Source organism: Winogradskyella costae (genome assembly GCF_013403865.1).
Classification (GTDB): domain Bacteria; phylum Bacteroidota; class Bacteroidia; order Flavobacteriales; family Flavobacteriaceae; genus Winogradskyella; species Winogradskyella costae.
In genome coordinates this window covers 220,461-246,559 of sequence record NZ_JABFDK010000004.1, presented here as the reverse complement: position 1 = coordinate 246,559, position 26,099 = coordinate 220,461, and the positions used below count along the sequence as shown (strand labels likewise).

The 26,099-nt window shown below is 33.6% G+C and carries 25 protein-coding genes; 13 read left to right on the top strand and 12 right to left on the bottom strand.

Features of this window, described 5'->3' with window-relative positions; translation table 11 throughout:
- Window positions 1-46 precede the first annotated feature (46 nt).
- Genes HM986_RS11345 through HM986_RS11335 form a run of 3 tightly spaced genes read left to right on the top strand, consistent with a single transcriptional unit; the run spans window position 47 to window position 2,778 of the window.
- Window positions 47-1,378 carry a cytochrome ubiquinol oxidase subunit I gene (locus tag HM986_RS11345; protein ID WP_179335204.1) on the top strand — a complete coding sequence of 444 codons (1,332 nt, stop codon included), beginning with the start codon at window positions 47-49 and terminating at the stop codon, window positions 1,376-1,378.
- Between the two features lie 2 nt (window positions 1,379-1,380).
- Complete coding sequence (gene cydB, locus HM986_RS11340) at window positions 1,381-2,454, top strand: cytochrome d ubiquinol oxidase subunit II (protein WP_179335203.1); 1,074 nt, start codon at window positions 1,381-1,383, stop codon at window positions 2,452-2,454.
- 15 nt (window positions 2,455-2,469) lie between these two features.
- A complete protein-coding gene (locus HM986_RS11335; protein WP_179335202.1) occupies window positions 2,470-2,778 on the top strand; it encodes a hypothetical protein in 309 nt (102 codons plus the stop codon).
- A 14-nt stretch (window positions 2,779-2,792) separates the two neighbouring features.
- On the opposite strand, the gene pncA is transcribed toward HM986_RS11335, so the two are convergent.
- Both pncA and HM986_RS11325 read right to left on the bottom strand, forming a co-directional pair.
- On the bottom strand, window positions 2,793-3,398 hold the full coding sequence (gene pncA, locus HM986_RS11330; protein WP_179335201.1) for a bifunctional nicotinamidase/pyrazinamidase: 606 nt from the start codon (window positions 3,396-3,398) through the stop codon (window positions 2,793-2,795).
- A gap of 43 nt (window positions 3,399-3,441) precedes the next feature.
- The gene (locus HM986_RS11325) at window positions 3,442-4,839 is read right to left on the bottom strand and encodes a nicotinate phosphoribosyltransferase (RefSeq protein ID WP_179335200.1); all 1,398 of its coding nucleotides are present in this window, start codon (window positions 4,837-4,839) and stop codon (window positions 3,442-3,444) included.
- Between the two features lie 474 nt (window positions 4,840-5,313).
- Here HM986_RS11325 and HM986_RS11320 point away from each other — a divergent pair, with 474 nt between their 5' ends.
- The 6 genes from HM986_RS11320 to HM986_RS11295 all read left to right on the top strand — a co-directional run bounded on the left by HM986_RS11320 (window position 5,314) and on the right by HM986_RS11295 (window position 12,416).
- Window positions 5,314-6,624, top strand: coding sequence for a TolC family protein (locus tag HM986_RS11320; protein WP_179335199.1), 1,311 nt, complete (start codon window positions 5,314-5,316; stop codon window positions 6,622-6,624).
- Between the two features lie 65 nt (window positions 6,625-6,689).
- Window positions 6,690-7,769, top strand: a complete 1,080-nt coding sequence (locus tag HM986_RS11315; RefSeq protein ID WP_179335198.1) for an efflux RND transporter periplasmic adaptor subunit — start codon at window positions 6,690-6,692, stop codon at window positions 7,767-7,769.
- Window positions 7,770-8,067: 298 nt separating this feature from the next.
- The gene (locus HM986_RS11310; RefSeq protein WP_179335197.1) at window positions 8,068-11,262 is read left to right on the top strand and encodes an efflux RND transporter permease subunit; all 3,195 of its coding nucleotides are present in this window, start codon (window positions 8,068-8,070) and stop codon (window positions 11,260-11,262) included.
- A gap of 107 nt (window positions 11,263-11,369) precedes the next feature.
- Window positions 11,370-11,675, top strand: a complete 306-nt coding sequence (locus tag HM986_RS11305) for a hypothetical protein (protein WP_179335196.1) — start codon at window positions 11,370-11,372, stop codon at window positions 11,673-11,675.
- 104 nt (window positions 11,676-11,779) lie between these two features.
- On the top strand, window positions 11,780-11,989 hold the full coding sequence (locus HM986_RS11300) for a YgaP family membrane protein (RefSeq protein ID WP_179335195.1): 210 nt from the start codon (window positions 11,780-11,782) through the stop codon (window positions 11,987-11,989).
- A 64-nt stretch (window positions 11,990-12,053) separates the two neighbouring features.
- Window positions 12,054-12,416 carry a DUF4870 domain-containing protein gene (locus HM986_RS11295; protein ID WP_179335194.1) on the top strand — a complete coding sequence of 121 codons (363 nt, stop codon included), beginning with the start codon at window positions 12,054-12,056 and terminating at the stop codon, window positions 12,414-12,416.
- A gap of 80 nt (window positions 12,417-12,496) precedes the next feature.
- On the opposite strand, the gene dnaN is transcribed toward HM986_RS11295, so the two are convergent.
- The 6 genes from dnaN to HM986_RS11265 all read right to left on the bottom strand — a co-directional run bounded on the left by dnaN (window position 12,497) and on the right by HM986_RS11265 (window position 18,102).
- On the bottom strand, window positions 12,497-13,615 hold the full coding sequence (dnaN, locus tag HM986_RS11290) for a DNA polymerase III subunit beta (RefSeq protein WP_179335193.1): 1,119 nt from the start codon (window positions 13,613-13,615) through the stop codon (window positions 12,497-12,499).
- 224 nt (window positions 13,616-13,839) lie between these two features.
- Entirely contained in the window at window positions 13,840-15,510 is a 1,671-nt protein-coding gene (gene gldG / locus HM986_RS11285) for a gliding motility-associated ABC transporter substrate-binding protein GldG (RefSeq protein WP_179335192.1), read from the bottom strand.
- Window positions 15,497-15,994: a hypothetical protein gene (locus tag HM986_RS11280; protein ID WP_179335191.1), complete on the bottom strand. Its 498-nt coding sequence runs from the start codon at window positions 15,992-15,994 to the stop codon at window positions 15,497-15,499. The genes gldG and HM986_RS11280 overlap by 14 nt, the downstream gene beginning before the upstream one ends.
- Before the next feature lies 1 nt (window position 15,995).
- Complete coding sequence (gldF, locus tag HM986_RS11275) at window positions 15,996-16,718, bottom strand: gliding motility-associated ABC transporter permease subunit GldF (RefSeq protein WP_179335190.1); 723 nt, start codon at window positions 16,716-16,718, stop codon at window positions 15,996-15,998.
- 247 nt (window positions 16,719-16,965) lie between these two features.
- Window positions 16,966-17,262: a putative quinol monooxygenase gene (locus tag HM986_RS11270; protein WP_179335189.1), complete on the bottom strand. Its 297-nt coding sequence runs from the start codon at window positions 17,260-17,262 to the stop codon at window positions 16,966-16,968.
- Window positions 17,263-17,265: 3 nt separating this feature from the next.
- Window positions 17,266-18,102 (bottom strand): SAM hydrolase/SAM-dependent halogenase family protein, encoded by an 837-nt coding sequence (locus HM986_RS11265; protein ID WP_179335188.1) that lies wholly within the window; start codon window positions 18,100-18,102, stop codon window positions 17,266-17,268.
- Between the two features lie 121 nt (window positions 18,103-18,223).
- On the opposite strand from HM986_RS11265, the gene HM986_RS11260 reads away from it, so the two are divergent.
- The 3 genes from HM986_RS11260 (at window position 18,224) to HM986_RS11250 (ending at window position 20,894) form a co-directional block, all read left to right on the top strand.
- On the top strand, window positions 18,224-19,177 hold the full coding sequence (locus HM986_RS11260; RefSeq protein ID WP_179335187.1) for a PhoH family protein: 954 nt from the start codon (window positions 18,224-18,226) through the stop codon (window positions 19,175-19,177).
- 136 nt (window positions 19,178-19,313) lie between these two features.
- Window positions 19,314-19,829 carry a hypothetical protein gene (locus tag HM986_RS11255; RefSeq protein WP_179335186.1) on the top strand — a complete coding sequence of 172 codons (516 nt, stop codon included), beginning with the start codon at window positions 19,314-19,316 and terminating at the stop codon, window positions 19,827-19,829.
- A 120-nt stretch (window positions 19,830-19,949) separates the two neighbouring features.
- Window positions 19,950-20,894, top strand: a complete 945-nt coding sequence (locus HM986_RS11250) for a phosphoribosylaminoimidazolesuccinocarboxamide synthase (protein ID WP_179335185.1) — start codon at window positions 19,950-19,952, stop codon at window positions 20,892-20,894.
- 47 nt (window positions 20,895-20,941) lie between these two features.
- Here HM986_RS11250 and HM986_RS11245 read toward each other — a convergent pair whose 3' ends face one another.
- From HM986_RS11245 to rlmD, 4 genes are all read right to left on the bottom strand, one after another.
- Window positions 20,942-21,505, bottom strand: a complete 564-nt coding sequence (locus tag HM986_RS11245) for a DinB family protein (RefSeq protein ID WP_179335184.1) — start codon at window positions 21,503-21,505, stop codon at window positions 20,942-20,944.
- 82 nt (window positions 21,506-21,587) lie between these two features.
- Complete coding sequence (locus HM986_RS11240) at window positions 21,588-22,331, bottom strand: DUF6048 family protein (RefSeq protein WP_179335183.1); 744 nt, start codon at window positions 22,329-22,331, stop codon at window positions 21,588-21,590.
- A complete protein-coding gene (locus HM986_RS11235; protein ID WP_179335182.1) occupies window positions 22,312-22,896 on the bottom strand; it encodes a DUF6452 family protein in 585 nt (194 codons plus the stop codon). Before HM986_RS11235 ends, HM986_RS11240 begins: the two co-directional genes overlap by 20 nt.
- Window positions 22,897-24,351, bottom strand: a complete 1,455-nt coding sequence (gene rlmD, locus HM986_RS11230; protein WP_179335181.1) for a 23S rRNA (uracil(1939)-C(5))-methyltransferase RlmD — start codon at window positions 24,349-24,351, stop codon at window positions 22,897-22,899.
- Window positions 24,352-24,802: 451 nt separating this feature from the next.
- Here rlmD and rocD point away from each other — a divergent pair, with 451 nt between their 5' ends.
- The gene (gene rocD, locus HM986_RS11225) at window positions 24,803-26,047 is read left to right on the top strand and encodes an ornithine--oxo-acid transaminase (RefSeq protein WP_179335180.1); all 1,245 of its coding nucleotides are present in this window, start codon (window positions 24,803-24,805) and stop codon (window positions 26,045-26,047) included.
- Window positions 26,048-26,099: the final 52 nt, after the last annotated feature.

The window sequence follows — 26,099 nt, the reverse complement described above, 5'->3', positions numbered from 1 at the left end:
AAGGATGTTATAGGCTTCGTATCTTTGAATAACATAAAAAATAGATATGGAAGACATGCTATTCTACGATAGATTGCAATTTGCATTTACTATCACATTTCACTACATATTTCCGCAACTGACTATGGGATTATCACTCATGATAGTCTTCTTTAAGTGGAAATTTCTTAAAACTAAAATTGAAAAATATAACAACGCTGCAAAGTTCTTTATGAAAATCTTTGCGATTAATTTTACCATGGGAGTCGTCACAGGTATTCCTATGGAATTTCAATTTGGAACTAATTGGGCAAAATTCTCTGAACTAACAGGTGGCATCATTGGTCAGACTTTAGCTATGGAAGGCATGTTCTCTTTCTTTTTGGAGTCTTCATTTTTAGCCCTTTTTATTTTTGGAGAAAAACTAATGGGTCAAAAATTACATTTCCTCACAGGCTTTTTGGTGTTTTTAGGGTCTTGGGCTAGTGGTTGGTTTATTTTAGCGACTAATGCTTGGATGCAACACCCTGTAGGTTATGAGATTTTAGATAATGGGAAGTTTGTATTAGAAAACTTTTCTGAGCTTTTCACTAATCCATGGCTGTTGCCTGCCTTCTTACATAATCAAATGGCTTCGGTTGTAACATCGGCTTTTGTGATGGCGAGTATAGGTGCATTTTATATTTTAAGAGATAAGCATTCTGAATATGGCAGATTGTTTTTAAAAACAGGGGTTGTATTCGGGTTAATTTCTAGTCTTTTGGTAGCTTTCCCAACAGGAGATTGGAATGCTAAAAACGTCGCAAAATACCAACCAGGAACATTTGCTGCTATGGAAGGTATTTTTGAAACTGAAGATGCAGGTGCTGAAATTGTGCTTATTGGGCAACCTAATATGGTTGAAAAAAAGTTAGATAATAAAATTGCCGTTCCTAATATATTAAGCTTCTTAACCTATCAAGAATGGGACAAGCAAATTCCTGGGATGGATCAGTTTGAAGCTGAAGAATTACCAGATAATATTCCTGCACTATATTATTCTTATCATATAATGGTGGGATTAGGTACCATATTCATAGGCGTTATGGCTTTAGCACTTTTCTTTTTATGGAGAAAAAAGCTATTTACTATTAAGCCTTTACTTTGGACTATTATGTTTTTAGTTCCGTTTCCTTATATCGCTAATATTACGGGGTGGTATACAGCAGAATTGGGTAGACAACCGTATTTAGTTTATGGCCTATTAAAAACAAGTGAGGGCGTTTCGCCAACAGTTTCTTCTGGTAATACCTTATTTACCTTATTAGGTTTTGTGGCTTTATATATGCTACTAGGCTTATTGTTTTTAGTCTTAGTCGGTAAAACTATTAACCAAGGTCCAACACCTCAAACACATTAATTATGGAACTATTTTGGTATATCGCAATAGGAGTTGTTTTAACCATCTTTTTTGTTTTAGATGGTTATGATTTCGGAGCAGGAATCATCCATCTGTTTTTTGCTAAAAAAGAAAAAGACAAAGAAGTTATAACGAAATCTGCAGGTCTATTTTGGGATTCTAATGAAGTGTGGTTAGTGGCCGCAGGTGGAATGCTTTTTATGGCGTTTCCATCGTTTTATGCTTCTGTTTTTAGTGGTTTCTATTTGCCTCTAATTATAGTGTTATGGCTCATCATATTTAGAGCGATTGGGCTTGAATTCAGAGGACAGTTTAAGTATCAAATGTGGAAAGATATTTGGGATAAATCTTTTGGGGTTTCTAGTTTATTGCTCGCCTTGTTTTTTGGAATCGCTTTAGGTAATATCGTTAGAGGTGTAAATTTAGGAGGTGTTGATAATGGTATATCTGTTCACGAAGGCCATTATTTTTTCTTACCATTATGGGATAGTAGTTTTAGTCCTTTAGCCGAACATCCCGGTGTCATCGATTGGTTTACTATTATTATAGGTTTAATATCCGTTGTTACTTTGGCTATTCATGGTGCAAATTGGGTGATATTAAAAACCAATTCATCCATTAATAGTAAATTAAAAGGTGTCATTTTTAAATTGAATATAACGCTTGCTATCCTTACAGCATTTTCTTTATATGTATGGCAGCTCGTAAATCCTAATTCTTTAGATAATTTTAGTCATAAACCTTACCTGATGGTATTTCCTATTATTTATTTAACAGGAGTTATTGGATTATTTTTTATAAAAAAAATCAAAAAAGACAGACATGCATTTTTGCTCTCAACGTTAATAATTGTTGGAGGAATTACGTCATCTCTAGCATCATTGTTTCCTGTTATATTACCTTCAGTAAATAATACTCATGAGCATTTAACCATTTATAATACGGCAGCATCAGAATATGGGTTATCTGTTGCTTTAATATGGGGAATTATCGGCTTTGTGCTCATTCTCGTGTACATGATTGTTCAGAAAAGATTAACGGCAGGAAAAATAGACCGCATGGATTATGGACATTAATATAATGACGCTATCATGACAGGTACATTAATTTCATTAATTAGTATTCTTGTAGGAATATTAGCCGCGAATGTATTTGGATACTTAAAGACAAAATATACATTTGGGTTTAAGGGAAATACGTTGGTTGGTGTTTTTGGAAGTATTTTGTTAATCAAAACTTTAGGGAGGTTTGGTTTTGATCCTTGGCACATTATGAATAATGGTGATTTTGATGGTCTACGATTGACTGTCAATTTGTTTGTGTCAGCCTTAGGAGGGGTTTTAGGACTTTTGTTTGTCAAATGGACTTACTTTAAAATGAATAAGACATCAGAGAAATAATAGTTCAATGAATATTATATCGTTTCTGATGTCACGATTTCAATTCCCATACCAATCATCTCCTTTTTTAGTTTTTCAAACGTTTTATTATCTAATGCTTCAGAAGCATCATGGATAAAAGAACAATCAAAGCCTTCTTTTTTAGCATCCATAATGGAAAAGAAAACACAGATATCTGCAGCTAAACCGCATAAGTACAATTTTGAAGTCCCTTTGTCTTTTAAGTAACCAGCCAATCCGGTAGATTTTAAATGGCCGTTATCATAAAACGCGCTGTAGCTATCAATAGTTTTATCGGTTCCTTTTCTAAAAACAGCTTCAAATTTATCCGTTTTTAAATTTGGATGAAACTCTGCACCTTCCGTGCCTTGTACACAATGATTTGGCCATAAGGTTTGTGACTGACCATGAATTTCAATAATGTCAAAATTAGATTTTCCGTTATGATTACTTGCAAAACTGATATGATCTTTTGGGTGCCAATCTTGTGTGGCAATGATTAAATCAAATTTATATTGCATGGCATTAATTACTGGGACAATACGATCACCATTCGGAACAGGAAGAGATCCATTTGGCATAAAATCGTTCTGCACATCAATGATTAATAGGGTTTTCATACTTAAAATTTTATGTTGAATAAATTGAATTAACTAGTTGGGTCTAAGACTTATGCTTATTAATTAGAACATCTCGTTCTTTTTTAAGCTCTGTACTGAGTCCGATTTTATAGATATGTGGATTCTGAAAACGTTTATATTCGTCAGGAAGTTGGTTCAAGCGCGATTGCGAATAGTCTGCAATTTCCGAAACGGTTCGAGTCGGAATGGTTCTTTTTCCGTCTTTCATCACTTGCTTTAGTAACGGTTCGTGTTTAAAAGGACTTAGATCTAGGTTTTTAGTAGTATCAAAAGGGTGTTCCATTTTAGTAATCTTATCTTCAGACGCTATAGCGATAGCATCTGCACCGTAGAACATGCCATTTTTATCTAGCATGCGATAGACTTGCTTTTTAAATGGAAGTGAGGTTTTAATAATATTTTCAGAGAGTTTAATTCGTGGGGTATCGTTAAAAGCTGCAAGTTTATAAACACCATCTAATGCTGCATCTGGTTTCCCGGTAACGAGGTTAGTTCCAACACCAAAAATATCAATTGGTGCTCCTTGTTCTTTCAAACTTTTTATGACATATTCATCTAATTGGTTAGACGCTACAATTTTTACATAACCTAAATTAGCATCATCTAGTATAGATCGTGTTTTTTTAGATAAATACGCCAAATCGCCACTATCTAAGCGAACACCCAATAAGCGCGTACCTTTGTTTTCCATTTCTTTGGCGACCGTAATAGCATTCGGTAATCCACTTTTAAGCGTGTTATAAGTGTCTATTAAGAGCACACAATTTTCGGGTCTCACGCTCGCAAAGTCTCTAAATGCTTGCAATTCGTCTTCATAACTTTGTATAAATGAATGTGCCATAGTACCAGTAGAAGGAATATCATAATCTTCGGCAGCCTTCACATTACTAGTACTGTCAAAACCTCCAATCGCAGCAGCTCTAGACGCGTAATAGCCACCAGTTGCATGTGCACGACGCAGGCCCATATCTAAGAGAATAGCATCCTTAGCGCTATACCTAATACGACTTGCTTTTGTCGCAATTAAAGTTTGAAAATTAAGAATGTTTAGCAAAAAAGTCTCAATAATTTGAGCTTCTATAATATTTGCTTCGACTTGTAAGATTGGTCGATTAGGAAATACAATATCACCTTCTTTACACGAATATATACTGCCTTTAAATCGAAAATTTTCTAAATACTCTAAGAAATCATTGTCAAACCCTTTTTGTTTTAAATAGGTCATATCCGAAGATGAAAATTTAAGGGTTTCAAGACTATTCAGAACATCTTCTAGTCCAGCAAAAATGGAGTAACCACTGTTAAAGGGATTATGTCTAAAGTAATAATCAAAAACCGCACGTCCATTTGGCTTTTTGCCAAAATAAACTTGAGCCATTGTAATTTGATAAAGGTCTGTATATGCTGCAGTAATATTCATGAAAATTCGAATTATATGTTGACAAGATTTCTGAAACAAAACATAGATATCTTGTATAAGATTTTATTTAAAAAAAGTGAATAAATTTAAGCATATTTTGCCACTCTAAGGACGCCAACGGTAGAAAATTCAAACTATATCTAAAATAGAAATGTCAAATAGTTATACGTTTTAGGTTAAGTAACAATAGTTACTAAGCGTTGTTTGATATTGATTTACTTTTGTTATGTAAAGTGTTTTGTGTTGAGTTATAATACTAATCATAAAATTTGTTTTCTATACAGAATTGAAACATTTCAAAATATAAAAGATTTATAGTTAGGGGTTTGTAAAATTGAGCTGAAGTGGTTTTCAGTTTTTGGTTGATTAGTAAAAAGCATTCATTTTTTAAATGGATGCTTTTTTTGTTAGGTAACATAGGTTACCAAGTAAACTTTTTTATCGAACTATTTTTGTCATAGAAATAATTTAAACATGAAAAAAATAATTTATATAGTAATATCTTTTGTCTGTTTTTGGGGCATTAAATTGCAGTCGCAAGAACGCATTCCTATCACAAAAACTGAAGTCTTAGCTAAAGTATCAGAAAACAATACAAGTATTAAAATTTCTGTTGAAGAATACAATCAAGCCAAAGCAGATTTCAGACAAACTAATGCTGTGTTTTTACCAAATATTACTGCAAGTCATACAGCAATGGCAACCACAAATCCTTTGATGGCTTTTGGTTCTAAATTGAATCAGGAAATTTTAACACAAAACGATTTCAATCCGGCCTTATTAAACGACCCTTCTCAAATTGAAAATTACGCTACAAAATTCGAAATTCAACAGCCATTAATTAATGTTGATGGCATGTTTCAAAGAAAAGCAGCCAAATCTAAAATGGAAGCGATGTCGTTAAAAACAGAGCGAACTCAAGATTATTTAGCCTTTGAAGTTGAAAAAGCATATATGCAATTACAATTGGCTTATAAAGCAGTTGATGTTTTAGAAAAAGCTCTAGAAGCTGCAAATGCTAACAAATCATTAGCCGATAATAGTTTAAAACAAGGGTATTTGCAACGTGCCGATGTGCTGAATGTTGAAGTAAGAGTTACGGAAGTTCAAAATCAATTACAGTCAGCTAAAAGCAATGTGCAAAACGCCTCTAATTATTTGTCGTTTTTAATGAATGACGAAAGCTATGTGGTGTATACACCAACAGATGACTTAACGGTTATAACTTTTGGATTAGGGGATAAAAGTATTTCAGAAAATCGTTCGGATATTAAAGCGATGCAATTAGCTTCAAACGCATATGAAGCGATGAATAAAGCTGATAAAATGGCTTTTTTACCACGGTTAAACGCTTTTGGAAGTTATGAGTTATATGATGATCAAATTTTTCAAGCCGATGCCAGTGGGTATTTATTTGGCGCACAATTAAGTTGGGATATTTTTCAAGGCTCTAAACGTTTTGGGAAAGCACAAAAAAGTAAGTCCGAATTTGAAAAATCGAAACTAGAATACAAACAATATGTATCGCAAAGTAATTTAGAATTAAACAAAGCTAAACGCGCTTTTATTGATGCAGAAAATAAATTGAAATTAAACAGTTTAGCCTTAGAGCAATCCGAAGAATCTTTAAGAATTAGAACGAATAGATTTAAAGAAGGTTTAGAAAAAACATCTGATTTACTAATTGCTGAAACTCAATTTGCACAAAAGCAGTTAGAATATTATCAAACTATTTTCGAATACAATTACGCACAAGCTTATTTACAATTTTTAACGAAAGAATAAAAAGAGAATCAAGATAAAAGAACCAAGAGCAAAGACAAATATGCTTGCTTTAAAAAAGATATAAAATGAATAAAAAGATATATACCATCGTAGCATTTTCTTTAGCCTTGTTGTTAACGAATTGCGGAAGCGAAGACAAAAAATCAGTTGTAGAAAATACACCAGTAATTACGGTGAAAACTAGTCAGGTGGAAGCTAATGAAAATAGTCCGTTTTTATCCGTAAGCGGAAAAATTCAAGCATCAAATAGTGCAGATTTAAGTACTAGAATGATGGGTTATGTAAACAAGGTTCACGTTAATGTTGGGGATAAAGTGAGTAAAGGACAATTATTAGTGTCTATCAATAATGCCGATTTACAAGCCAAACGTGCACAAGTCAACGCAGGAATTACAGAAGCAACAGCAGCTTTTAATAACGCGCAAAAAGATTATAATCGTTTTAAAAATTTATTTGCAGAGCAAAGTGCCTCTCAAAAAGAAATGGATGATATGACGGCTAATTTTGAAATGGCAAAAGCACGTTTAGAATCGGCTAACCAAATGAAAAACGAAGTGAACGCACAATTTACATACAGTAATATTACCGCACCATTTAGCGGAATTGTTACAAGTAAAAATGTAGAGCCAGGAAATATGGCAAATCCAGGAGCACCATTAATAAGCATTGAAACACCAGGCGCTTTTGAAGTCATGGCAATGGTGCCTGAATCTGAAATTTCTGAAATTAAAAATGGATCAACCGTCGATGTTTTAGTAAAATCCATTAACCAAACTATAAAAGGAAAAGTAACAGAAGTAAGTACATCTGCTAAAAATACAGGTGGACAATATTTAGTTAAAATAGCTTTAGACAAAACAGAGGCTAATATTTTATCAGGTATGTTTACTACAGTTCAGTTTCCAATAGAAAGAAAAGCAAAATCGGAAATGGTTTTAGTTCCAACCGAAGCTATTATTACAAACGGACAGTTATCTGGTGTGTATACGGTAAGCCAAAGTAATACAGCGCTATTACGTTGGTTGCGTTTGGGTAGAACTTTTGGAGATCAAGTAGAAGTATTATCAGGATTAAATGCAGATGAAGCTTATATCGTTTCTGCTGAAGGAAAGCTTTTCAATGGAGTTAAAATTATTGTTCAGTAGGTAGTTATTCAGTCACTGTTTTTAGTATCCTGGAAGGTTTCTTGGTGGCTGAGCGAAGTCGAAGTCAAAACCTTGTAGGTATAATATAAAGAAGAGTAAATAGCAGAAAATTAATTGCGTTAAGGATTATTCGTGGTTTATTATTTCAAGTTAATGAACTCATTAATGCAAAAACATTTGTAATGGAAATCCTTTTTGCGATCCTGTAAGGTTTTAAAAACCTGACAGGTATGAGCCAAAAGTAACGCCCAAAATAATAAAAACATCTCTTTCGAGGTAATTATAAAAAGTTAAAATAATGAAAGAAGGTATCGCAGGAAAAATTGCCAAAGTCTTTATGCAATCTAAGTTAACTGTGTTGTTAATGATTGTGTTTATGGTTGTTGGAGTATATGCTTCATTTTTAATTCCACGTGAGGAAGAGCCGCAAATTGATGTGCCAATGGCAGACATTTTTGTAGGTTATCCAGGAGCAAGTCCTACAGAAGTGGAGTCGCGCGTCATAAAGCCATTAGAGCAATTAATTTCGAATATCAAAGGTGTGGAATACGTGTATTCTACGTCAATGAAAGAGCAAGGCATGGTCATTGTCCAATTTTATGTGGGCGAAGATATTGAGCGCTCGTTTGTGAAATTGTACAACGAAATTAACAAGCACATGGATCAAATGCCAACAGGAGTTACGTTTCCGTTGGTAAAAACACGGGCTATTGATGATGTGCCTATGTTAGGTTTAACCTTATGGAGTGAAAACTACGATGATCATCAGTTAAACCAAATGGCGCAAGAATTGGAAGCTGAAATTAAAAAGGTAAATGATGTTTCCATGACTCATAAAATTGGTGGAAGAAATCGTCAATTACGTGTGGTTTTAGATAAAGACAAATTAGCGTCAAGCGGATTAGATTTCTTGTCCGTTTCCGAAATGATAAAGGCGAATAACAGCCAAATGAGTTCAGGAAGTTTTGATAAAAACGATACCGAATTCTTAATTAATACTGGGAAGTTTTTAGAGTCGGTTACAGATGTAGAAAATTTAGTAGTTGGTGTGCAACAGAATCAGCCTATTTATTTAAAGCAAGTAGCGCAAATTATTGATGGACCAGAAGTGCCTCAAAATTATGTGAGTTTAGGCTTTGGAAAAGGATCTGTCAAATCATCGGATTATAAATCGGAATATCCTGCGGTTACCATTTCTGTTGCCAAACGAAAAGGTGCAGATGCAATGAAACTTTCGAAAATTATTATTGATAAAGTAGATCATTTACGTGCAACTTTAATTCCTGATGATGTTAAAGTTGAAATCACTAGAAATTACGGAGAAACAGCATCTCACAAAGTGTCCGAATTACTATGGCACCTAATTGGATCTATAGTCGCCGTAACACTTGTTGTAATGTTAGCCATGGGTTGGCGAGGTGGATTAGTGGTGTTTTTGTCCGTGCCAATTACGTTTGCTTTAACGTTATTGAGCTACTATATGATGGATTACACGCTAAACCGAATCACACTTTTCGCTTTAGTTTTTGTAACAGGAATTGTCGTCGATGACTCCATTATTATCGCCGAGAATATGCATCGACATTTTAAAATGAAACGTTTACCATTTAAGCAAGCTGCTTTATATGCGATTAACGAAGTTGGAAATCCAACGATTCTAGCCACATTTACAGTGATTGCTTCGGTTTTACCAATGGCTTTTGTTTCTGGGTTAATGGGACCATATATGGCACCAATGCCAATTGGAGCATCTATTGCCATGATATTGTCTTTATTTGTAGCCTTAACAATTACACCTTATTTAGGATTAATTTTCTTGAGAGAAAAGGATAAAAAAGGTAAAGTTGAAAAAGTAGAAAAGCCATTAGAAGACACACGTATTTATAGAATTTACAACAAGTTTGAACGTCCTTTAATGGAGAGTAAAGCAAAACGTTGGATCTTTTTATTAGGAACGTTCGCCGTATTAATGGGAACTATGGTATTGTTTTTTACCAATTCGGTTGCTGTAAAAATGTTGCCATTTGACAATAAGAATGAATTTCAGGTGGTGATAGATATGCCAGAAGGTACAACACTAGAACGCACAGGAGTTGTAGCTCAAGAGATTTCTCAATATTTATCTACACGACCAGAGGTTGTGAATTATCAAAATTATGTTGGGACGTCTGCACCAATTACATTTAATGGTTTGGTTCGTCATTACGATTTACGTGGAGGCTCTAATATGGCAGATATTCAAGTGAATTTAATTGATAAAGGAGAACGCTCTGCTCAGAGTCATGATATTGCTAAATTATTACGACCAGATATTCAGAAAATTGCGCAGAAATATAACGCTAATGTGAAATTGGTTGAAGTGCCACCAGGACCACCGGTATTATCAACTATTGTTGCAGAGGTTTATGGACCAGATTACGATGAGCAAATCAAAGTAGCGAATAGCGTTCAAAATATTCTGAAAAACACAGCTGATGTGGTTGATATTGATTGGATGGTTGAAGATGATCAAACGGAATATCAATTCGAAATCAACAAAGAAAAAGCAATGTTGTATGGTGTTGCACCACAGCAAATAGCATATACTATGAATTTGGCTTTATCTAACAGAGCCATCACCAACTTATATGATGAAGATGCTGTAAACCAAGTTGGCTTAGTCCTAACTTTAGATGAAAAGGAAAAATCGACCATTACAGATATTTCACAATTAAAAGTAAAATCGAAACAAGGTAATATGGTTCCGATTGCAGATTTGGTAACTATTAGTGAAACTACAGCTGCAAAAAGTATTTATCGTAAAAACCAGAAGCGTGTGGTTTATGTATTGGCTGATATGGCGGGAGAATTGGAAAGTCCGGCGTATGCTATTTTGGGAATGGAAGAAAAGTTAAAAGAAATTCCGTTGCCAGCAGGATACGAAATGAACGAAATGTATTTAGGTCAGCCAGATTTTGAAGACAATTATACCGTAAAATGGGATGGAGAATGGCAAATTACACTAGAAGTCTTTAGAGATTTAGGTATTGCCTTTTTAGGAGCGATTATCCTAATCTATATCTTAATTGTAGGATGGTTTCAGAATTTCAAAGCACCAATCGTTATGATGGTTGCAATTCCGTTATCGTTAATCGGGATTATTCTGGGACACTGGATTATGGGAGCCTTTTTTACAGCAACATCATTTATTGGAATGATTGCTTTAGCAGGAATTATGGTGAGAAACTCAGTATTACTAATAGATTTTATAAACCTGAGAACAGCAGAAGGTGTACCATTAAAACAGGCTGCCATTGAAGCAGGAGCTGTAAGAACAACACCAATTCTATTAACAGCAGGAACGGTTGTTATCGGAGCCTTTGTAATTCTGTTCGACCCAATTTTCCAAGGCTTAGCCATTTCATTAATGGGAGGGACTATTGTTTCAACAGTGTTAACGTTGTTAGTTGTGCCATTGGTTTATTATATGATAGAGAAGAAGAATTATAAATAAATCTAGTTTCACCTGTAAGGTTTCAAAAACCTTATAGGTATAAAAAGCAGTAATTAATCAAAACCTACAAGGTTGGCAAAACCTTGCAGGTTGTAAAAAAAGAAAGTATGAAATTAGTCATAGTTACAGCAGTTGAAGAATTTGAATCAGCTATTTTGAAACTCTTCAAGAAGGCAAATATTGAAAATTTTAGTAGTTCAGATATTGATGGTCATAAAAATGGATTATCTGTTTTGATGGCTTCAAGTTGGTTTGCAGGACAAAAATCAGGTAATGAATCTAGTTTGTTTTTCTCCTTTACAGAAAAGGAAAAGATTGATGCGTTATTTGATATTATAAAAGAATTTAATTCAAACATAGAAACTAATAACCCAATAAAAGCGGTTGTAGTTCCTATTGAAAGATTTATTTAGGCACATTTCCTGTTTGGTTTTTAAAACCTGACAGTTATAAAAATGAAATAATAATAAAAACCTATAAGGTTCGCAAAGCTTAACAGGTTAAAAAATAAGAGAAAATGTTAAACAAGTATTTTAGAGTTATAGTGGGTATAATGGTATTATTAAGTGTTGTACTTTCTGTTTACGTAAGTCCAAATTGGATGTGGTTTACCGTATTTATTGGAGTGAATTTAATTCAGTCTGCATTTACTAAATGGTGTTTATTAGAGACTATTTTAGTGAAATTAGGTGTGAAGAAAGCGGGTGGAAGTTGTTCCTCTTGTTAATTTTTAATGATTTGCTGTAACAAACTGAATCAATTTGCGTCCTATTAATGTAAAATTATCAATCATGGAATCAAATTATCACACGCTTAAACGCACAGACAATCAATTATTAGTAGTTACCCACTTATCACAATTACTAACTTACGTAACCGGTTTTGGAGGGCTTTTAGCACCTTTGATTATTTGGGCGACACAGAAAGAGCAAGTTGATGGTATGGATGTTCATGGAAAATCTATTTTGAATTTTCAATTAAGCATGCTTATCTATTCTATAATCAGTATTCCTCTAATATTTGTAGTTGGATTAGGAATTTTAACGTTAATATTAGTTGCCGTCTTGGCTTTTGTAATGCCAATTATAAATGCAGTTAAAGCTAGTAATGGAGAATTACCTAGCTATCCATTGTCTCTTAATTTTATTAGTTAGTAAGTAAAAGACTTGGAATTGAAAAGGCTCACCTAATTATTGGTGAGCCTTTTTTAATTGAATTAAGTTGCAAGAAAGTCTTAATTGTTTAGCATTACAGGCATAACAAGCATCGTTACATGTTCACCTTCATCTAAACCATCAATAGGTGTTAAGATACCAGCTCTATTTGGTAAACTCATTTCTAACTGCACGTTATCAGAGTTTAAATTATTTATCATTTCGGTTAAGAAACGTGAGTTAAAACCAATTTGCATATCGTCTCCTTGGTAATCACAGGTTAGACGTTCTTCGGCTTTGTTAGAATAATCAATATCTTCTGCAGAAATATTTAATTCTGCACCAGCAATTTTTAAACGAATTTGGTGCGTAGTTTTGTTAGAGAAAATACTAACACGACGAACCGAGTTTAAAAACTGAGTTCTGTCAATTACTAATTTATTCGGATTCTCTTTAGGAATTACTGCTTCGTAATTTGGATATTTTCCATCAATTAAACGACAAATCAATACAGAATTTTCAAAAGTAAATTTCGCATTAGAGTCATTGTATTCAACCAACACATCATCATCACTTCCTGCTAAAATTCCTTTTAAAAGATTTAAAGGTTTCTTAGGCATAATGAATTCAGCAGTTTCGGTTGCACTCACATCGTTTCTTGTATATTTAACTAATTTGTGAGCATCAGTCGCTACAAAGGTTAAATTATCTTGAGAAAATTGAAAAAACACACCACTCATTACAGGTCTTAAATCATCATTACCAGCAGCGAATATTGTTTTGCTAATTGCAGTTGCTAAGATATCTCCCATTATAGTTGTGGTACTCGCATCTTCAATAGAAACTGCATTTGGGAATTCAGCTCCATCAGCATAAGCTAAAGCATATTTACCATGGTTAGAGCTAATTTCAACTGTATTGTTTTCTTCAACAACAAAAGTTAATGGTTGCTCAGGAAATGTCTTTAGGGTATCTAATAGTAATCTTGCGGGTAAAGCAATGCTACCTTCAGAATCACTTTCAACATCTATTGTTGCAGACATCGTCGTTTCTAAATCACTAGCCGAAATCGTTAGTTTTGACAGGCTTAGTTCAAATAAGAAATTATCTAAAATTGGTAATGTATTACTGTTATTAATTACACCTCCTAATACTTGGAGTTGCTTTAATAAATAGGTACTTGAAACAATAAATTTCATGCGTTATATCTTAATTGTTTTTTTTATAAGTTACATGTAACATCTTAAATTGAATTTTTAAGAAAAACCCAACCATATTTAGTGAGATGTTTCATGCTGAATAGATGTGTTTTATACTATTATCCGTATTACAAATATATCTCAATAGAAGGGTTTTTTAAAACAAACTTATTAACAAATTACCCATTTTAAGGGTGATATTTATTTGTGTTAAGTATAAAAATTTACGAGGTGTATTTTCGCTTTCTTAAATAGTTAAATACAAATCCAAACAGTGCTAAAAGTATGAGTGGCAAAGCAATATTAATAAATTGCCATGTGGATTTGCTGTCTTTTATTTTTTCAGCATCTAAAAATGCCACATTTATTTCTTTTGATCTTATGTTTATAAGTCCAGAATCATCCAACAGGTAATTTACCGAATTAAGTAGAAATTCTTTATTCCCAAATGATTTTCCGGTGAGTTGATCAAAGCCTAATTCTTGTGGCCTGTTTCTTATAACGTCATTTTTAATAAGGTCTCCATCAGAAATCACAACCATTTTAGTCGCTACACTTTTCGATTTAAAATTGTTCACCTTAAAAGGTAATATGCGTTGGTCATATACCGAAGAAAATTCCCCTTCTAAAAGGACTGCTAAATTTTGTGGGCCTAAACTATAATTGGCTTCATCTGGTGCTTGGGTTACATTAGCTAAAGAAATAGTGGTTGGTGCTCCCTCAAGCTTTGATTGCGGTGAACTTTGCAATAAAATAGACTTTTTAATGCCGTTTTTTAACGTATCAATTGGACTTGCAAAATCAAACTTTACTAAGCTTAAATTCTTAGTAATGGAATGATTAGGGTTTGATGCAGCCAAAGGTGAATATTGCCATTGAATGGGTTGCATTTGTGCCTGACTACCTTCGCCAATGGCCAACATAATTGGAGCAGAGTAGAGGTCTTTTACTAACGTTGGGTTGACTCTTACTCCATATTTGAAGAAAAAATCATTCAGTTGTAAGTCGCGCATAATCGAAACTCCTGTGCCCGCATCATTGTAAAGGCTGTCTTTATCCATTATAACAGATTCTGTCAGCCAAAGGCTTTTACCTCCATTCATGGTAAATTGATCTAAAACTAATTTTTCATTTTCAGTAAATGGGATGCTTGGTTTGGCTGCAATGATTAAATCATATGCATTTAATTTATCAAGTGTGCCTTGTGGGTTTGTAGCCACACTATCTAATGTGAATTTCCCTAAATTATAATACGGCTTTATCGTTTCTAGAAAATCAGCAATGTAAAGGTCATCTAACTGTCCATTTCCTTTTAAAACCGCAATCTTCTTTGCTTTAGCATTGACAAGCTTACTAAAGCCATCGGCAAACGCATATTCTAAAGATTGGACAGAGTTGTTAATTTGCTCTGGCAACCCTTGTGTAATGCTTTTTTTAAGAAGGGGGATTTTAAGTGTTTGGTCTTTATAACTGGCAAAAGCCCAAGGGAAAATAATGTCTTGTGTTACTTTTCCAGTACTGTTGTCGGTATTAATATATGGCTCTAATCCTGCACTAGTAAGCTGTTCGATGTATTGTTGGCGTGTGGTTTCATCTTCAATTGGATCTATGTAATTGACGAATATTTGATTGGATTCTAATTTAAACTCATCTACAATCTGCTTCACTTCGGTTTGAAGTAATCTAAATTCTGAAGGAAAATTACCTTCTAAAAACACATCAATTATTAATGGAGAATCTAAGTCGCTAATCAATGCTTTTGAAACATCAGAAAGGGTGTAACGATGGTCTTTTGTTAAGTCGAAGCGCTGATATACCGAACCGGAAATCGCATTAACGATTATGAGTCCAACAATAATAGCGATAATATATAGGATGGATTTATTCTTTTTCATTCTCGTATGTTAGGTCTTCTTGATAAGGTGTTAAGGAAATAACCTTATTATCTTTAAACGTAATTTCTACACATTCTCTTTGATCCGTAAACGCACCAGGTTCTATACCAAGACCATAATTCCATTTGTTGTTGTAATGTACGTCTTTAGTCTTATCCCAAGTTAGCCATTCGGCTTTACCTAAAAGTGCTGTTACTTTATCTTTTGAAAATCCAATTAACGTATCGGACTTAATCGTATTATCGATCATTTCGTAACGTAATGCCGGATTTTCAATCCAAGCTTCGCTGTTAAAATATTTTTGATGATGGTAACTGCTAATAATATTTAGAAACGGATAAAACATAAAGAAAAACACAATAGGTGTTAATACTAAACTGATTAATCCAGAAAGCCATTTGCGCTTATCAACAGTGTTTAAAAACAAAAAAAGTAGTACAAATACAATGAGTAAGAATATAACTAATAAAGGTGTAATTATCATATTATTGTTTTTGGATTCTGAATTTTGTAAATAATAAGAAGACTAAGGAAATACTTATAAAATAAACTAAATCTCTAGTATCAATAACACCACGACTCATACTGTTATAATGGGCAGACATTCCTAGGTTTTCTATGTAAACAAGATCACCTAAAATATTATAATTAGAAAGGCCTTCAAAACCAAAATAGAAAAAGAAGCAGATAAATATGGCAATAATAAATGCCACTATCTGATTGTCTGAAAGTGTTGAAGCAAACACTCCAATTGCCGTATAAGCACCAACTAAAAATAAGAGTCCAAAATAAGAACCGATGGTGCTTCCCATATCGAGATTGCCTTCTGGATTTCCTAATATTGAAATGGTGTAAACATAAATTAACGTAGGAATTAAGGCCAATAGGATTAGCGCGAAAGCCCCCAGATATTTTCCTAATACAATCTGAAAATGTGAAATAGGTTTAGTGACTAATAGTTCTAAAGTTCCTTGTTTTTTCTCGTCACTAAAACTACGCATGGTTACTGCGGGCACCAAAAAAATAAGAATCCAAGGAGCTAATAAAAAGAAGGATGCTAAACTAGCTTGCCCACTGTCTAAAATATTGAATTCGCCTTTAAAAACCCAAAGAAACAAGCCATTGAGTAATAAAAATACGCCAATTACCAAATAACCGATTGGCGAAGCGAAGAAGGTGTTTATTTCTTTTTTAAGTATTGCTAGCATAGATTAATATTCAGTGTTCAGTGTTCAGTAAAACGTTTGAATTATTTAGTTTTAATTTCATTATCTTAGTGAGTTTAGTCTTCAGAACAACGTGTAAATAAAAAAAACGTTCTAACCTTTAGTTTTTAACTTTTTTCGTTCTGTCATTACTAAAACTCGTCTTTTTGCGCCTCGTGTTGATCTATTTCTTTTTATTCATAATATTAATTTGTACGCAATCTAACTGCAAATTGAATACTGAGATATCTTACTTAAGCGATGCGACTTTATTTACACTCCAAGCCTCAGGTTTTGCATTAAATAAAGGTTTCGTATTCGCCCAAACTCCTTTAAATAATTCTGAATGGCGGTAATTATTTAAATCGTCTTCAGAATTCCAATAGCTATAGGTAAAAAAAATATTAGTATTATTTTGATCGCGATAGAGTTCTAAAAAATTACAGCCTTTAAAATTTCGAATCTTCTCTTTTACAGTTTCAAAGTTAGCCAAGAATTCTTCGATCTTAGACGGTTCAAAACTCATTTTTACAATTCTTACTAACAAAATTTATTGATTTAAAAAATTAATGGTTACCGTATCCATAGTTTTTAAGCCCATTAAGGTAGATGCGCTACCAACAGTACTGCAATTACTTTTGTATATCGCAATTTCTAAGTAACCAGAGGAATTAAAAACAACTAAGCCTTTACCCTCTACGTTACGCTTAGATTCTTCCATGTCAAAATCTATAATATCACTATATTTTTGATAAATAGTTTTAAATTTATGACTACGAGCAGATATTTCATAAGCTCTAGTTTTTTGAATAGATTCAAAAAATTTACGTCTTATATTGGTGATTACATTTCCATAATTATCAATATAAATGACACTTCCAATAATTTGGTTGTGCTCATCATTAACAAAGGGTATTAAATTTTTAATTGGCTTAATAGTGTTAATAACTTTTCCGATGACGTCCAATGTCCCTCCTCGTGCAATGTGGCATGCGACTTTTACAAAAATGTCTAATACAGGGAAGTTGGTTTCAACCTTGTCATGGATGTTAATTTCTACAACCTTTTCAGCAGCTATGTCATTGCAAATCATACTCATAATGCCATTATTGGCACATATAAAGTAATGGTCATCTAGTTTTATTGCAATATGCTTATTTTCAGGGCTTAACTCAGAATCAATACCTATTAAATGAATCGTTCCTTTAGGAAAACTACTGTAAGCATTCTGAATAATATATGCAGCTTCAGAAATATTGAAAGGCGAAATAGAATGCGATATATCTACAATATTAATCTGCTCAAGCTCGCTAAAAATAGATCCTTTTATGGCTCCTACAAAGTGGTCTTTTTCTCCAAAATCAGTCGTCAAAGTGATTATAGCCATGAATTAATTGTTGATATATTTTTAAGAATTATGGTCGTAAAATTATTAGCTTTGTGTGTATACAACAGAATTACAAAATTAATAAAAGAAAACATATTAACACACTAAATGTAGCTCGCTTTTGAATGAACTTATCCTAGAACTCGAAGAAATATCTCCAAAGGAATTCTTCGGAGCACAAAATGCTAATATTGAACTTCTTAAAAAGTATTTTCCTAAACTTAAAATCGTGGCCCGAGGTAATAAATTAAAGGCTTATGGTGATGAAGATTTACTTGAAGAGTTTGATCGCAGAATGACCATGTTAATGACGCATTTTGCGAAGTATAACAAGCTTGATGAAAATGTTATTGAGCGCGTATTAACCAGCCAAAGTAGTGACGATTATTCTACATCTGCTAAAAGTGATGAAGTATTAGTCCATGGTGTTGGCGGAAAACTCATTAAAGCACAAACTGCTAATCAACGTAAGTTGGTAGAAAGTATGCGAAATAATGATATGGTTTTTGCCATCGGACCTGCCGGAACCGGTAAGACCTATACAGGTGTGGCTTTGGCTGTACAGGCCTTAAAACGCAAAGAAGTAAAACGTATTATTTTAACACGCCCGGCAGTTGAAGCTGGTGAAAACTTAGGGTTCTTACCAGGTGATTTAAAGGAAAAATTAGACCCATATATGCAGCCTTTGTATGATGCGTTGCGTGATATGATTCCTCATGAAAAATTAGAAAGTTATATGGAGAAAGGCGTCATACAAATCGCACCATTAGCATTTATGAGAGGCCGCACACTTGATAATGCCTTCGTAATTTTAGACGAAGGCCAAAATACAACGCACGCCCAAATGAAAATGTTTTTAACTCGAATGGGTAAAAACGCCAAATTCTTATTAACGGGAGATCCTGGTCAAGTCGATTTACCACGTCGTACGATTTCAGGTTTAAAAGAAGCGCTTTTAGTCTTGCAAAATGTTGAAGGCATTGGCATAATTTATTTAGATGATAAAGATGTTATTCGTCATAAGCTCGTAAAGAAGGTGATTGCGGCTTATAAGAGTATTGAAAACATGGAATAATAAGATGTTTTGATAATCAGTGATTTAAGTTTTTGTGTCCTTTAATTTTATAAGATTACAACGAAATTGTATAAAGTTTTAACAGCAAACTTGGTATAAATTTGCCAACGTAACAAAAACTTAAAAGAAAAAGAACATGAAGAAAGTATTTTTAATTATCGGATTATCATTAGGGTTAAGCCCTTTATTTGCTCAAGAGGAAGACATAGACTTCAATTCAGACAACTCGTGGCTTAAAGCGGGCTTAACAGCTGGAATACCAGTGGGCGATGCAGATGATGCGTCCTCATTTGCTTTAGGTTTGGATTTGAGAGGACAATACTTGTTCAATCCAAACTTAGGAATTGGTTTAGCTTCAGGTTACACCAATTATTTTGGAAAAGATGATACTGATGATTTTGGTATCATTCCACTTGCAGGATTTATTCGGTATTATTTTACACCAGATGGACTCTTCTTCGGAACTGATATAGGTTACGGATTTTTAACAGGAGTAGACGACAATGAAGGGGGATTATACGTTAATCCACAAATCGGATACCATAATCGTGATTGGAATTTTTACGCATATTATCAAAATACCTTTGCTGAGAACGACCTAGATATTCAGTCTGTAGGTATTGGAGCAACCTATAACATTAGGTTTAAATAAGCATAAATAACATAACATTTATTAAAAAGGAGAAAGTTTATTTCTCCTTTTTTCATTTAGTTTATTGTTTGAGCCAAGTAAAGAAATTACATTTGTAGTTCATAATTAAATGATGATTAGATGAACACCATAATAGAAACCAATTTCAACTTTCCAAACCAAAAGAGTTTTTATAAAGGAAAAGTAAGAGCTGTTTATAATATCAACGATGAGCAATTGGTAATGGTTGCTACAGACCGTTTAAGTGCGTTTGATGTGGTGATGCCAAAAGGTATTCCGTATAAAGGTCAGATCTTAAATCAGATAGCAACAAAAATGATGAAGGAGACTGAAGATTTAGTTCCTAATTGGTTGGTCGCCACTCCAGATCCTAATGTGGCTGTTGGTCATTTGTGCGAGCCTTTTAAGGTTGAAATGGTTATACGTGGTTATATGTCTGGCCATGCCGCCAGAGAATATAAAGCAGGAAAGCGTATGTTATGTGGAGTAGAAATGCCACAAGGCATGAAGGAAAACGATAAGTTTCCAGCTCCGATTATTACTCCAGCAACGAAAGCAGAAATGGGTGACCATGATGAGGATATTTCTAGAGAGGACATTTTGAAAAAAGGAATTGTTTCAGAAGAAGATTATATTGTTTTAGAAGATTATACTAGAAAATTATTTCAACGCGGAACAGAAATTGCCGCAGCTCGTGGATTAATTTTAGTCGACACCAAATACGAGTTTGGAAAAACTAAAGACGGAAAAATAGTATTGATTGATGAAATTCACACACCAGATTCTTCACGTTACTTCTATGCAGATGGTTACCAAGAGCGTCAAGATAAAGGAGAAGCACAAAAGCAATTGTCTAAGGAATTTGTAAGACAATGGCTTATAGCTAACGATTTTCAAGGCTTAGAAGGACAAACTGTTCCTATAATGAGTGACGATTATATTGAATCTGTAAGTGAACGCTATATTGAATTGTATGAAAATATAACTGGAGATGCGTTTGTAAAAGGTGATGTTTCTGATATCCAAGGTAGAATAGAAAAGAACGTATTAGAATATTTAAAGTAGTATGCGGCTTGAAGCCTAGTTTTAAAATCAAAATAACCTTAACATTACTATTTTAATGTAAGGTTATTTTCATTTATAGTTAATTCTAAATAATGGTGCTTTAAAGTCTCTAAATGATGCTCTACGTGATAAGCCGTCCATATTATAATTTCTCTAACTGGCATTTTTCCCATTAAGGGATGTGGTAACACTACAGTATCTAAATTTACATCGCTAATACGTCTTGTCTTGTACTGTAGCTTTTTTGCTTCGGTTTGTAATCTGTTTAAAAGGTACTGTTTGTCTTCTAGCTTTGGGGCTTTCATGTTTCGAGAGCCTTTAAATATTGTTCCTTTGACACCTTTTAAGCGCTCATGATAACGTTTTACAATAGCATCGTATGTTCTGACCGGTCTATTAGATTTTCCATATTTAAAACGCAATAACAACTTAGGCATACTCAATGCATTGTTAAGCGGAACTATACTCTGTAGTAAATGCAGTGCTTGCTGACCTGATGTCCATTTCCCTTCAGGCCCTAAAACCCAAGATTCGTTTGTTTGGTTCTGCAACCAAGTAATAAGTTCCGAATACTTAACGTCAACTAAATCGGCAATATCATCTTTATGCATTCTGAAACTATTTAATAAAGAAAAGATAAGGAATTTTACTGAACTGATTGTCTGGTATAATTTATTAACCAACAATCAATAACTATTCTTCAACTTCTTTCTCTTGGATAACAATTTTGTCTTTCTTAAAAATAGGTACTAAATAAGATAAGTTAAACCCAAAACCACCACCAACGGCACTACTGTCATAGGTTCTATTGTAGCCAGGGATATAAAGATTCTCATAATTATCGATTTCTTTTTCGGTAATTAATACTTTAAGCTGAAAGTTGAATCCAGCAAAGAAATTATTAAAGAGTTCAGCTTTTAAACCAAATTGTAATTCTGTCCAAAGTGCAGTTAGGCCATTAAATTCTCTGGCTTCATTAACAGTCAAGCGATCCCCCCAATATTGATTATTAATATCATACACGGTATAGTTATTTAGTGTCTGATTGAAAGAACTTGCGCCAATACGAAACCCAACATAAACCATGTTTTCCATATCTAGCCAGTTTTGATAGAAGTTCATATCTATTCCGGCTTTGAAATAACTACCTTTTGTGGTATTACTTAATACTTCATTTTCTAGCAGACGTTCTTCATTTCCAATTTCTCCAGCAATATAGATACGTTTAGTTAAACGGTAATCACCCATAAATTCAAAACCAGAATAATCATCATCTACAAATGTTCTTGCGATTTTACTGATATCAGTACCGAGCCTAAGACCATACTTTTGCTTAAATACTAATGTATCGTTGACCGTTTTTTTCTTTTCTTGCGCAACAGCTATTGTAGAAAACAACAGCAGTAAGATTACGCTTCTAGTGATAGATGCGTACATGTGTTGTATTTTCATTTTCAATGAGTGCTTGTGTTGTTTCTTCGATTTCTATATTGGTAATCCATTGATCATCATCTGTTACTCTTGAGACTCCTAATGACTTAAAATTACTAGAGTATCCACATGCTCTAGACACGTAAATAAATTCTGTGTTATACGATATTTCAATGATGTCTTTATTTGAATTTGTTAAAGGATCATCATCTTCAATTCTTAAATTGGTATCTTTTTCTAAAACAAATCTTACCGTTGTTGGAGGTTGAAGTTCTCCCTCTAGACCTATAATAAGTGGTAATTCAACGGTATTAGAAATTTCATTAAAGAGTAATGTTGCGTCGGAAGATACAATTGGTTCAATAGGATTGCCATCCACATCTTCTTCTAAAAGGCCTTCGCCATAAACGGTAATTCTCGGCACATTTAATAACTCATCAGTGTCAGATGCATCATAGAATTCAACAATTAATCTGGGTGTGGTCTGTGTGGAGGCAGGGCAGATGTCATCGCGTTCGCAATTAACAAGCACTATAGCTATAAACAGGACTAAAAATTTTAAGTTTTTCATTTACTTTTTCTCAAATAGCACAACGGTTTCAATGTGCGCTGTATGCGGAAACTGATCTACCAAACTTAATTTTTTAATAGTATATCCAGACTCCATTAATTGTTCTGTATCTCGAGCTTGTGTTGCAGGATTACAAGATACATAAACCAAACGTTCTGCATTTAGGTTTATTATTTTTTTAAGAGTTTTTGGAGCAATTCCGGCTCTTGCAGGATCTAAAATAATAGTTCTTATTTTATCGGTGTATTCAGGATGTTCTGATAAAAATTTACCAACATCAGCAGCAAAGAATTTTAAGCCTTCAATATTATTTCGCTTAGCGTTTTCTTTAGCGTCTTCAATGGCAGCAGCCACAATATCCACACCAACAATTTTAGTGTTTTCGGATTTGTTAGCTATAATTTGACCAATCGTTCCTGTACCACAGAATAAATCTAAGACAACGGTATTGTCAATAGCTTCTTTATTTTCTAAAGCATAATCGACCACTTTAGAATATAACTCCTCAGCACATTTAGGGTTGGTTTGAAAAAAGCTTTTCATGCTGATTTCAAAATTTAAGCCTAATAATTCTTCCACAATTTTATCATCTCCATATACTAAAGAAATACTCCCTGTTGTCGCAATAGTGCGATCTCCAGTTTCATCGTTAATGGTATGTAATAAACCAGCGACACGATCCCCAAATAATTCGACTAAATAATTCGCGAATTTATCTAAGTCAAACTCTGGTAAATCATGAGAGGTTGTGACTAAGTTGAAAAGTAATTGATTGGTTTTAAACGATTTTCTAACGACAAAATACCTAAAGAAACCTTCTCTTTTTGGAGGATGCCAAGGTGCTAATCCGGTGTCTACGCAGTACGCTTTGATATCTTTTAGGCGGTTTTCAAATTCAGCGTCAAATAAACCAGAATCTTTTTTAAGATCGTCACCACACCACCATGTACCACGTTTTTTAAATCCTAATGTAAATTCGTCTACATCGGTTTTTAATTCGTGATTATAGCCAATGGCAGAAAAACCATATTCCATTTTATTTCTATAATGAAACGTATTTGGAGAGGTCACAAATTCGTCAAACTTATCTTCAATGTCAGCAACTTTACCAATGCGCTTAAATAACTCTAAAGTACTTTGTTTTTTGTATTCGTGCTGCTTTTCAATTGGTAAGTTTATATATGGAGCACCAGGAATGGTTTGGTAAGGCATGTCTATTTCATCTTCCGATGGTTTTAAGACTTCAAAAAGTTTACATTCGGCATACTTTTTACTCGTCTTTTTTACCTGTCCTTTAACCAATTGACCTGGCAATGTATTAGGAACAAAAACAACGAATTCTCCATGTTCATTTCTAATACGACCAATACCTTTGCCGCCAAAAGCGTAGTCTTCAATTAAAATCTCAATGATTTGTCCGCGTCTTACAAATTTATTCCGTTCTCTTTTTGGCATTTCTTATAATAATTTGAGTGCAAAGATATTCTTATTTTATAAATAGTTAGACTGAATTGGGTCTGTTATATTTTAGATTAAGTTTAAACGATTTATTCTCTCGACTCGTTATGTATTGGTGCTATTCGATTCGTGCGTGCAAAGATGTCCTGCAGTCTTACGAAATGCAATTATATATAGTTATTAATTCGGGTTGAGATTAATTTATTGAAATTGTTGTCTTGGATGCAAATGGATAAAAAGGGATTTTACACGAAATAAAAAGATTAAAGCCTCAAGTTTTAGCATAGTCAGGAAAAATTGCTGACTAAGTTTTAAATCGAAAAGAATATTTATTAATTTGCACATTCTTAGGGATGATTTCTCTCCCACGCTGCTTTTTCAATACTTTTGAAAGAATAAAGGTGATGAAGGAATGGATATTTTATTCATTTATTAAATTATTTTTAAAATGGCTGTTTTAGACCAATTAACATCGCAAGAAGCGATAGATTTAGAAAACAAATATGGTGCGCACAATTACCATCCACTACCTGTAGTATTGAGCAGAGGAGAAGGTGTATTTGTCTGGGATGTAGAAGGTAAAAAATATTACGATTTTCTTTCTGCCTATTCTGCTGTAAACCAAGGGCATTGTCACCCTAAAATTGTTGCTGCTATGACTGAGCAAGCACAAACACTGACCTTAACATCGAGAGCATTTTATAATGATATGTTAGGGAAGTATGAAAAATATGCTTCTGAAACGTTTAATTTCGATAAGCTTTTACCAATGAATACAGGTGCTGAAGCAGTAGAAACTGCTTTAAAACTCTGTAGAAAATGGGCTTATGAAGTCAAAGGAATTGACGAGAATGAAGCTGAGATTGTTGTATGTGAAAACAACTTTCACGGAAGAACAACAACAATAATTTCATTTAGTAATGATCCTGTAGCGCGCAAGAACTTTGGACCTTATACGAATGGTTTCATTAAAATTGAATATAATAATTTAGAGGCCTTAGAGCAAACTTTAAAAAACAACCCTAATGTTGCTGGGTTTTTAGTAGAACCAATTCAAGGTGAAGCCGGAGTTTATGTTCCTACAGAAGGATACTTATCCAAAGCAAAAGCAATTTGTGAAGCTCATAATGTTTTATTCATTGCAGATGAAGTACAGACAGGAATTGCAAGAACAGGTAAGATGCTTGCTGTAGATCATGAAAACGTTAAGCCAGATATCTTAATCTTAGGGAAAGCCTTATCAGGTGGTGCTTATCCTGTATCTGCTGTTTTAGCAGATAATAACATTATGAATGTTATAAAGCCAGGAAACCACGGAAGTACGTTTGGAGGAAATCCAATTGCAGCAGCAGTAGCTATTGCAGCTTTAGAGGTTGTAAAGCATGAAGATTTAGCAAATAATGCTCAAGTATTAGGTGAATTATTTAGAAGTGAATTGTCTAAATTCATTGAAACAAGTTCTATTGTTAATTCAGTACGAGGGAAAGGCTTATTAAATGCTATCTTAATAAATGATACTGAAGATAGTGAGACCGCTTGGAATATTTGTTTAAAATTAAGAGACAATGGGTTGTTAGCAAAACCAACACATGGTAATATTATACGTTTTGCTCCACCTTTAGTAATGACAAAAGAGCAATTATTAGATTGTGTATCTATTATTACTAAGACGTTAAAAGAGTTTGAGGTTTAAAAATCTCTAAATGGTAAGTATAAAAAAAGCGATTTTCTTAAATGAAAATCGC